Origin of the sequence: Streptomyces albus subsp. chlorinus (genome assembly GCF_013302895.1) — a bacterium.
GTDB lineage: Bacteria > Actinomycetota > Actinomycetes > Streptomycetales > Streptomycetaceae > Streptomyces > Streptomyces chlorinus.
Window position 1 is genome coordinate 4,668,279 of sequence record NZ_VJOK01000001.1, and the last position, 8,261, is coordinate 4,676,539.

5 protein-coding genes are annotated in these 8,261 nt (G+C 72.7%); 3 read left to right on the forward strand and 2 right to left on the reverse strand.

What is annotated here, in order from left to right; genetic code table 11:
• Nucleotides 1–185: 185 nt before the first annotated feature.
• Both FM076_RS20475 and pcrA read left to right on the forward strand, forming a co-directional pair.
• Entirely contained in the window at nucleotides 186–539 is a 354-nt protein-coding gene (locus FM076_RS20475) for a hypothetical protein (RefSeq protein ID WP_173872434.1), read from the forward strand.
• A 142-nt stretch (nucleotides 540–681) separates the two neighbouring features.
• A complete protein-coding gene (pcrA, locus tag FM076_RS20480) occupies nucleotides 682–3,195 on the forward strand; it encodes a DNA helicase PcrA (protein WP_173872435.1) in 2,514 nt (837 codons plus the stop codon).
• 200 nt (nucleotides 3,196–3,395) lie between these two features.
• On the opposite strand, the gene FM076_RS34035 is transcribed toward pcrA, so the two are convergent.
• Nucleotides 3,396–5,288 carry a M23 family metallopeptidase gene (locus tag FM076_RS34035; RefSeq protein WP_345945123.1) on the reverse strand — a complete coding sequence of 631 codons (1,893 nt, stop codon included), beginning with the start codon at nucleotides 5,286–5,288 and terminating at the stop codon, nucleotides 3,396–3,398.
• Between the two features lie 820 nt (nucleotides 5,289–6,108).
• On the opposite strand from FM076_RS34035, the gene FM076_RS20490 reads away from it, so the two are divergent.
• On the forward strand, nucleotides 6,109–6,519 hold the full coding sequence (locus FM076_RS20490; protein WP_173872436.1) for a cobalamin B12-binding domain-containing protein: 411 nt from the start codon (nucleotides 6,109–6,111) through the stop codon (nucleotides 6,517–6,519).
• A 341-nt stretch (nucleotides 6,520–6,860) separates the two neighbouring features.
• Here the strand turns inward: FM076_RS20490 and FM076_RS20495 are convergent.
• Nucleotides 6,861–8,261: DUF5691 domain-containing protein (locus FM076_RS20495; RefSeq protein WP_243274578.1), on the reverse strand; the 1,401-nt coding region annotated here is incomplete at its 5' end.

Consider the following 8,261-nt stretch of genomic DNA (forward strand, 5'->3'; position numbering starts at 1 on the left):
AGCGGCGAGCGGGCACGGGAGTGGCGGAAAATGCCCGAGTTCGTCGCGAAGCTGTCCAGGCGCGTTCGCTCTTCCACATGGGACGGGACGGAAGGTGCCGACAGTTGACCGGAGCCGAGTAATCCTCGACGGGGAAGGCAGGGGTGTGGTAAGGGCGCCGAAAACGTCCGGATACGCTCGCCGGCATGGACGTACTCATCAATGTCTTCGTCGGCCTGCACATCATCGGCATCGCCGCGCTCCTTGGCGGCTTCTTCACGCAGATGAAGGCGATGGGCAAGGGCGAGGCGCGGGTGGTCCCGGGGATGCTCCACGGGGCGCTGACCATGCTGGTCACGGGCGTCGCGCTGATCGGTCTCCACCAAGCTGACGACAGCCCGGTGAACACCGTCAAGATGGGCGTCAAACTCGCGCTGCTCGTGGTGATCCTCGGGCTCACCTATGTGAAGCGGGACGAGGAGCGGGTGAGCGCACCGCTGTTCGGCGCGGTCGGCCTGCTGACCATGGTCAACATCTTCATCGCGGTGCTGTGGGTGTGAGCGCCTCAGTGCGTGACCGCGCGACCACAGTGCCGTGAGCACCGGCGGGAGGGCATGGAAGCGCCCCCGGCGGACGGGTGAGCGGCCGGGTGTCCGGAAGGGCATGAGAGCTGTCGGTGCGGCGGCCTAGACTCGTACGACGATGAGCAGCCTCTTCGACGACAGCTTCCTGGCGGACCTCGACGGCGCGAGCCCCGAGGCGGACGCGCCCCCGCCGCCCGAGGACTCCGACGGCGCCGAGCACCACGGCCCCGAGGAGGAGATCCCGGACGACCTCTTCCAGGGCACCTTCGCGGGTGCGGGCACCGGTCCCGGCGCGGGGCGTGACGCGTATCACCGCGACGGCGCGCCCCGCTCCGTCGTGGACCCCGCCGCGCTCCTGGAGGGCATGAACGAGCAGCAGCGCGACGCCGTGCTGCACGCCGGGTCCCCGCTGCTCATCGTCGCGGGCGCCGGCTCGGGCAAGACCCGGGTGCTCACCCACCGCATCGCCTACCTGCTGGGCGCCCGGCACGTGCACCCGGGCCAGATCCTCGCCATCACCTTCACCAACAAGGCGGCGGGCGAGATGAAGGAGCGCGTCGCCGACCTGGTGGGGCCGCGGGCGCAGTCGATGTGGGTTTCCACGTTCCACAGCGCGTGTGTGCGCATCCTGCGCCGCGAGAGCAAGAAGCTGGGCTTCACCTCGTCGTTCTCGATCTACGACGCGGCGGACTCCAAGCGGCTGATGGCCCTGGTCTGCCGGGATCTGGACCTGGACCCCAAGCGCTTCCCGCCCAAGTCGTTCAGCGCGAAGGTCTCGAACCTCAAGAACGAACTGATCGACGAGGAGGACTTCGCCGCGCAGGCGTCCGACACTTTCGAGAAGACGCTGGCCGAGGCGTACACGATGTACCAGGCGCGGCTGCGCGAGGCCAACGCCCTGGACTTCGACGACCTGATCATGACGACGGTGCACCTGCTCCAGGCGTTCCCCGACGTCGCCGAGCACTACCGCCGCCGCTTCCGGCACGTCCTGGTGGACGAGTACCAGGACACCAACCACGCGCAGTACCAGCTGGTGCGCGAGCTGGTCGGCGGCGGGGACGACCAGGCGGAGCTGTGCGTCGTCGGTGACGCCGACCAGTCGATCTACGCCTTCCGCGGCGCCACCATCCGCAACATCCTCCAGTTCGAGGAGGACTACCCGAACGCGACGACGATCCTGCTGGAGCAGAACTACCGCTCCACGCAGACGATCCTGTCCGCCGCCAACGCCGTCATCGAGCGCAACGCCGACCGCCGCCCCAAGAACCTGTGGACCAAGGCGGGCTCCGGTCCGAAGATCACCGGCTATGTCGCCGACACCGAGCACGACGAGGCCCAGTTCGTCGCCGACGAGATCGACCGGCTCGGCGACGGCGAGGGCGCTGAGGGCGGCCAGGACGCCAAGGTGAGGCCGGGCGACATCGCCGTCTTCTACCGCACCAACGCCCAGTCCCGCGTCTTCGAAGAGGTCTTCATCCGCGTCGGCCTGCCCTACAAGGTCGTCGGCGGCGTGCGCTTCTACGAGCGCCGCGAGGTCCGCGACATCCTGGCCTACCTGCGGGTGCTGGCCAACCCGGAGGACGCCGTGCCGCTGCGCCGCATCCTCAACGTCCCCAAGCGCGGTATCGGGGAGCGCGCCGAGGCCATGATCGAGGCGCTGGCGCTGCGCGAGAAGATCACCTTCCCGCAGGCGCTCGTACGTGTGGACGAGGCGTACGGCATGGCGCCGCGCTCCCTCAACGCCGTCAAACGCTTCAACGCGCTCATGGAGGAGCTGCGCACTGTCGTGGAGTCCGGAGCGGGCCCGGCCACGGTGCTGGAGGCCGTGCTGGAGCAGACCGGCTATCTGGCGGAGCTGCAGGCGTCCACCGACCCGCAGGACGAGACCCGTATCGAGAACCTCCAGGAACTCGCCGCCGTCGCGCTGGAGTTCGAGCAGGAGCGCGGCGAGGAGGAGGGGACGGGCGCGGGAGCGGGCACGCTCGCCGAGTTCCTCGAACAGGTCGCACTCGTCGCCGACTCCGACCAGATCCCGGAGGAGGGCGAGGACGACGGCGTCGTCACCCTGATGACCCTGCACACGGCCAAGGGCCTCGAGTTCCCCGTCGTCTTCCTGACGGGCATGGAGGACGGCGTCTTCCCGCACATGCGTGCCCTCGGCCAGACCAAGGAACTGGAGGAGGAGCGCCGGCTCGCCTACGTCGGCATCACCCGCGCCCAGGAGCGGCTGTACCTGACACGCGCCTCGATGCGCAGCGCCTGGGGCCAGCCCTCCTACAACCCGCCCTCCCGCTTCCTGGAGGAGATCCCGGGCGAGTACATCGACTGGCGGCGCTCGGGTGCCGGCAGCGGCGCGCCGGGGACGCCCTCCGGTGTCGCGGCCTCCCTCTCGTCGTCCGTCGGCGCCTCGGCCCGGCGGGGCGGGCCCTCCGGCTTCGCCACGCGGCGGACGAAGGACCGGCCGGTGGTCTCCCTCCAGGTGGGCGACCGCGTCACCCACGACAGTTTCGGGCTCGGCACGGTCCAGGCGGTCAAGGGCAGCGGCGACAACGCCGAGGCCACGATCGACTTCGGCGGCGACAAGCCCAAGCGGCTGCTGCTGCGGTACGCACCGGTCGAGAAGCTGTAGCGAGCCGCGACCGGGAGCGGCGCGTGCCCCGCCGTCCCCGGAGCCGTTTCCCCGGAGAGACGTCCCCGGGGCGTCTCCCCGGGGACGCCTCTCCGGGGACCGACAGGTGTTGTCCGGGACCGACGGCTGTGTGTCGGGGACCGGCGGCCATGTGTTCGGGGGCCGGGAACCGGGGTTTCAGCGGCCGGGAACCGGGGGCCTCAGCCGATGTGGAGGCCCTTGCTCTGGAGCCACGGGATCGGGTCCACGGCCGAGCCGCCGCCGGGGCGGACCTCGAAGTGCAGGTGCGGGCCCGTGGAGTTGCCCGAGTTGCCCGAGTAGGCGATGACGTCGCCCGCCTTCACCTGCCCCGAGCGGATCTTGTTGCTGCTCAGATGGCAGTACCAGGTCTCGGTGCCGTCCTTCGCCGTCACGATCGCCATGTTCCCGTAGGCCGTGTCGTACTTGGTCGAGACCGTGCCGTCGGTCGCGGCCATGACGGGGGTGCCGTAGCTGACGGGGAAGTCGATACCGGTGTGGAGGGACATCCAGTTGACACCGGCCTGGCCGTAACGCGCGCTGAGGGCGTGGTTCTTGACCGGGATGACGAACTTGGGGCGCATCGCTTCCTTGCGCGCCGCCTCCTTCGCCTTGCGCTCCTTCTCCGCTTCCTGGCGCTGCTTGAGGTCGATGCGCTCCTGGGTGCGGCTGGCGCGGTCGGCGAAGTCACCGGCGTCGGCGGACAGCCCCGCGAGCTGCGAGTCGAGCTTGTTGTTGGCGTGGGACGGCTTGACCGGGGCGGCGTCCGGGGCCGCGACGGTGGTCGTACCGTCCTTGCTGTCGTCGCCGCCTCCCATCACGCTGGCCGCCGCGGCCCCCGCGACACCCATGACGGCGACCGACGGCACCGCCACCGTCATCAGCGCGCGGCGGCGGGGGCGGGCCTTGGGGGAGCGGCGGCGTCCACGCGGGTGCGGGCCGCCGAGGGTGCCGAGGGACACCGGGGCGTCGGGGCCGTCCGCACCGGCCGGACCGTCGGGGTCCTCCGGCGCCCCGGGGGTACCCAGGTCGCCGAGGGCGTCGGCGTCGGCCCACTCGGGGTCCCATCCGGACGCACGGTCCCGTGCCTGCCCGGCGACGTCCTCGCCGGCCTGCTCGTGTCCGTGGGCGGCCCCGTGCCCGTACGCGGACCCGTCACTGTGCTCCTGGGCGAGCGCGGAGAAGTCCCACGACGCGGTGGTCTCCTGGCTCGGGTCGACGGATTCGCCATGGCCGCCATGGTCACCGTGGCCGCCGTGGTTGCCATGGCCGGCGCGGCCGGTGGTGGGGTCGTGGGGGTGGCCGTGGACGGGGGCGGCGGGAGCATGGCCGCCCTCGGCGTCGTAGCCGTAGCCGTAGCCGTCGTAGGGAGCGTGCTCGTAGGCGGCGTAACCGTCCTGGCTCCCGTCGCCGTAACCGGCCTGAGCGTCGTAGGCGGCGGCCTGGGCCTCGTAACCGGCGGCCGGCGCCTCGTAGCCGGCCGGCGCCCCGTAACCGCCCTGGTCCTCGTAGCCGCCGTGGGGCTCGTAGGCGTAGGCGGCGGCCTGGCTGCTGCCCGTGTCCCAGCCGGCGCCGTCCCAACCGGGCGCCTCCCAGCCGCCGTTGGGCCAGGACGCGGTGTCCCACGCGGCGGTCTCCTGGACGCCGGAACCCCACTGGCCGGTGCCGTCATCGCCCGCCGGATAACCGAAATCCGCTTGCTCGGGCCCGGGCTGCACCGGAACGCTGGGGGCGGTACCGGTCTGGACGCCGTAACCGCCGTCGTCCCAGCCGGAGGTGGCCTGCCAGGCGGCGTCCGCGTAGCCGCCGGTACCGGCGCCCGTACCGGAGTGGGCGGTCTCGGTGCCGGGAAGGGTGCCGAAGAGAGGGTCGTCGTCTCCGTAGGAGGCGTACGAAACGTCGGGGGACGAACCGTAGGCGCCGACGGGGTACCCGCCGTGCGAGTCTGCCGGGTAGGCGTCCGCGCCGTACGCGCCGTACGCGGACTGTCCGTAGTCCGCGCCGGGGGTGCCGTACGAGAAGCCGGAACCGGAGTCGTCGGGACTCGGGACTCCCGACGGATGACGGTCGTTCACCACCAACTTCTCTTTCGCCTCGGCGACAGGGGCGGAGCAGTGCGGCGACTGTACCCGGCGGTATGCGACGGCCACAATCTTCGGGAGGTTTTAGCCGCTCCGGAAAAGGGCAATCAGCCGTCTTTCGGCGGACTACGGACTGGTAGCAGAGCTTGAGTTCGAAATACGTTCGACAAGAGGCCAGCTTCCGGATGCGGCGGCCAGGCCGCCGTGCGCCGGGCCCGCCGCACGGGCCGCCGCCCCCGCCCGGCCCCAACTCCGCCCGGACGCGGGCAGAAACACCCCAGCCCACCGGCAGCGCCACATGCCCGGCACCCCGTACAGGGAAGGGGAACCGGCGCAGGCCGGGACGACGGGCCGGAATCCGGAATTCCGCCGGACCGGCTGACCGCCGGACCGGCCGACCGGCTGACCGGCTGACCGGCCGACCGGGGGTCGGCTGGCTGACTGGCCGACCGGCCGACTGGGGACCGGGGCCGCCCGAGCCACGCGGGGGGCCTCCGGCCGTGGGGACCCGCCAGGGTCGGACCCGTCGGGATCGGATCCGCGGGGTCGGGCCTGCCGGGGTCGGCCCCGCAAGGGTCGGATCCGCAGGGGCGGATTCGTCGGGAACGGGCCGCAGGGGGCGGCCCCGTCGGGAGCGGACTCGCGGGGGTCGGGCCCGCCAGGGTCCCGGCTGCGGCACGGCCGGCGTCACCTCCCGTGTGATTTCCCCCTCCCTTCCCGGCAGGGGACGGACGGGTGCGGGATGCTGGAGATAACGTGCGTTCACATCCCGTGGCCCGTTCCGGCCGGGAGGTCGTGCTTGAGGGAGGCAGTGATGGATGTGTCCGGTCCGATCCGCGTGGTCGTCGCCAAGCCGGGCCTCGACGGCCATGACCGGGGCGCCAAGGTCATCGCCCGTGCGCTGCGGGACGCGGGCATGGAAGTGATCTACACCGGGCTGCACCAGACGCCGGAGCAGATCGTGGACACCGCCATCCAGGAGGACGCGGACGCCATCGGCCTGTCCATCCTCTCCGGCGCGCACAACACCCTGTTCGCCCGGGTGCTCGAACTGCTGCGGGAACGGGACGCCGCGGACATCAAGGTGTTCGGCGGCGGCATCATCCCGGAGGAGGACATCCCGCCGCTCAAGGAGCAGGGCGTCGCCGAGATCTTCACACCCGGCGCCACCACGAGCGAGGTCGTCGACTGGATCCGCACCCACGTGGGCCCGGTCGCGGCCTGAGCCGGACCGACCCCGTTCCGCTCCAGCTCCCCTCTCCCCGCCCACGAATCGCTTCCCCCGCCTCCCCGCGCCCCCGTCCGTGCCCGTTTCCGCGCCACCCCGTACCGCCGGATCCGGTGCGGGACGGTGGGACGCGGGCTCCCGCCCGTAGGGGACCCGGACGTGGGGCCGGACGAGGGCGGACCGGAGCGGAGACGGTGGCCGTGGTCGGTGGCCGCTTGTCGGTGGCCGAGGGTGGCACTGATGGGCGGGGGCGTGGCCGAGGTCCGTTGCCGGGACCGGTGGTCAGGGTCGTGGCCGGGGCTCTCAGCCGGGGGCGAAGGGCGCTGCCCCAGGCGGGTTCAGGCGTTGCCGGGCGCGTTGCCAGGCGTGTCCCCGGACGCGCCCCGGGACGCGCCCCCGCGGAGTTCCGCGAGCATCGCGGAACGCAGCCGCAGGGTGGCGACGAGCCGCTGGAACGACTCCGCCCAGTACGCACCCGCACCCGGCGACTCCTCCTCCCGTTCGTCGGGCACGGCCGCGAGCGGTGCGAGCCGGTCCGCCTCGGACGGGTCGAGACAGCGCTCGGCCAGCCCCATCACCCCGCTGAAGCTCCACGGATAGCTGCCGGCGTCCCGGGCGATCTCCAGCGCGTCCACCACCGCGCGCCCCAACGGCAGCGGCCACGGCACCCCGCACACCCCCAGGATGCGGAAGGCCTCCGACAGTCCGTGCGCCGCGATGAAGCGCGCGGCCCACTCGCCGCGCTCCTGCTCGGGCAGCACCGACAGCAGCTTGGCCGGATCGCCCGGCCCTTCGGCGAACGGCTCCGTCGGCTCCCCGATGAGGGCGCGCGCCCACTCCGCGTTCCGCTGCCGTACGGCTGCTCCGCACCATGCCGCGTGCAGATCGTCACGCCAGCCGTCGGCGACCGGCAGGGCGACGATCTGTGCGGGGGACAGCCCGTCCAGCCGTTCGCTCCACACCCCCAGCGGTGTCGCCTCGACCAACTGGCCCAGCCACCAAGCGCGTTCGCCACGGCCCGTGGGCGGCTTCGGTATGACGCCGTCGCGCTGCATCTCGGCGTCGCACGTGTGCGGGGCCTCGACCACGATGCCGCTGCCGTTCACCCGGTCCAGCGCTACACACGCCCGGGCCCGCTCCGCCATCCGCGCCCCCAGTGCGGACCCCGGCAGCGCCGCCAGCAGCTCGGCCGCCGTGGCCCGGACCGTGCGGCTGCGGTCGGACAGCGCCTGCTCCAGGAACGGCTCGTCGGAGGACCCGAGCCCTTGGCGCAGCGAGTCGAGGAACATCAGTCTGTCCTCGGCGCGTTCCGTGCTCCAGGTCGAGGCGAGCAGCTCCAGCGCCGCCCTCGGGTCCTGCCGCCGCAACGCCGACAGCAGGGCGGTCCGTTCGGCGAACAGCCCCTCCCGCCAGAGCTTCTCGGCCTCCCGTGGGTCCGCGTCCGGCACCTGGCGCCGCACCCCGTCGCGCAGCGCGAACCTCCAGTCGGGGTTGTGCCGCGCCAGCCACATTGCCCGGGGTCCCGCGAAGGCCAGCGTCTCGGCCCGCAGATCGGTGCGGGCCCGCGCCGCGTCCAGCAGGGCGGGCAGCAGGGCCGCGGGGGCGCGGTACTCGTGGGCGTTCGCCTCCGCGAGCCACTGGGGCAGCAGCTCTCCCAGATCGGGCCCGGCCCCGCGCCGCCCCGCCGCCGCCCCGGCGGGGCCGACACCGCCGGCCCGGTCGGCGAGCAGCGCCGCGAG

Coding starts and splice junctions, on each gene's coding strand:
- FM076_RS20475 (WP_173872434.1), top strand. CDS start 186: ATGGACGTACTCATCAATGTCTTCGTCGGCCTGCACATCATCGGCATC.
- pcrA (WP_173872435.1), top strand. CDS start 682: ATGAGCAGCCTCTTCGACGACAGCTTCCTGGCGGACCTCGACGGCGCG.
- FM076_RS20490 (WP_173872436.1), top strand. CDS start 6,109: ATGGATGTGTCCGGTCCGATCCGCGTGGTCGTCGCCAAGCCGGGCCTC.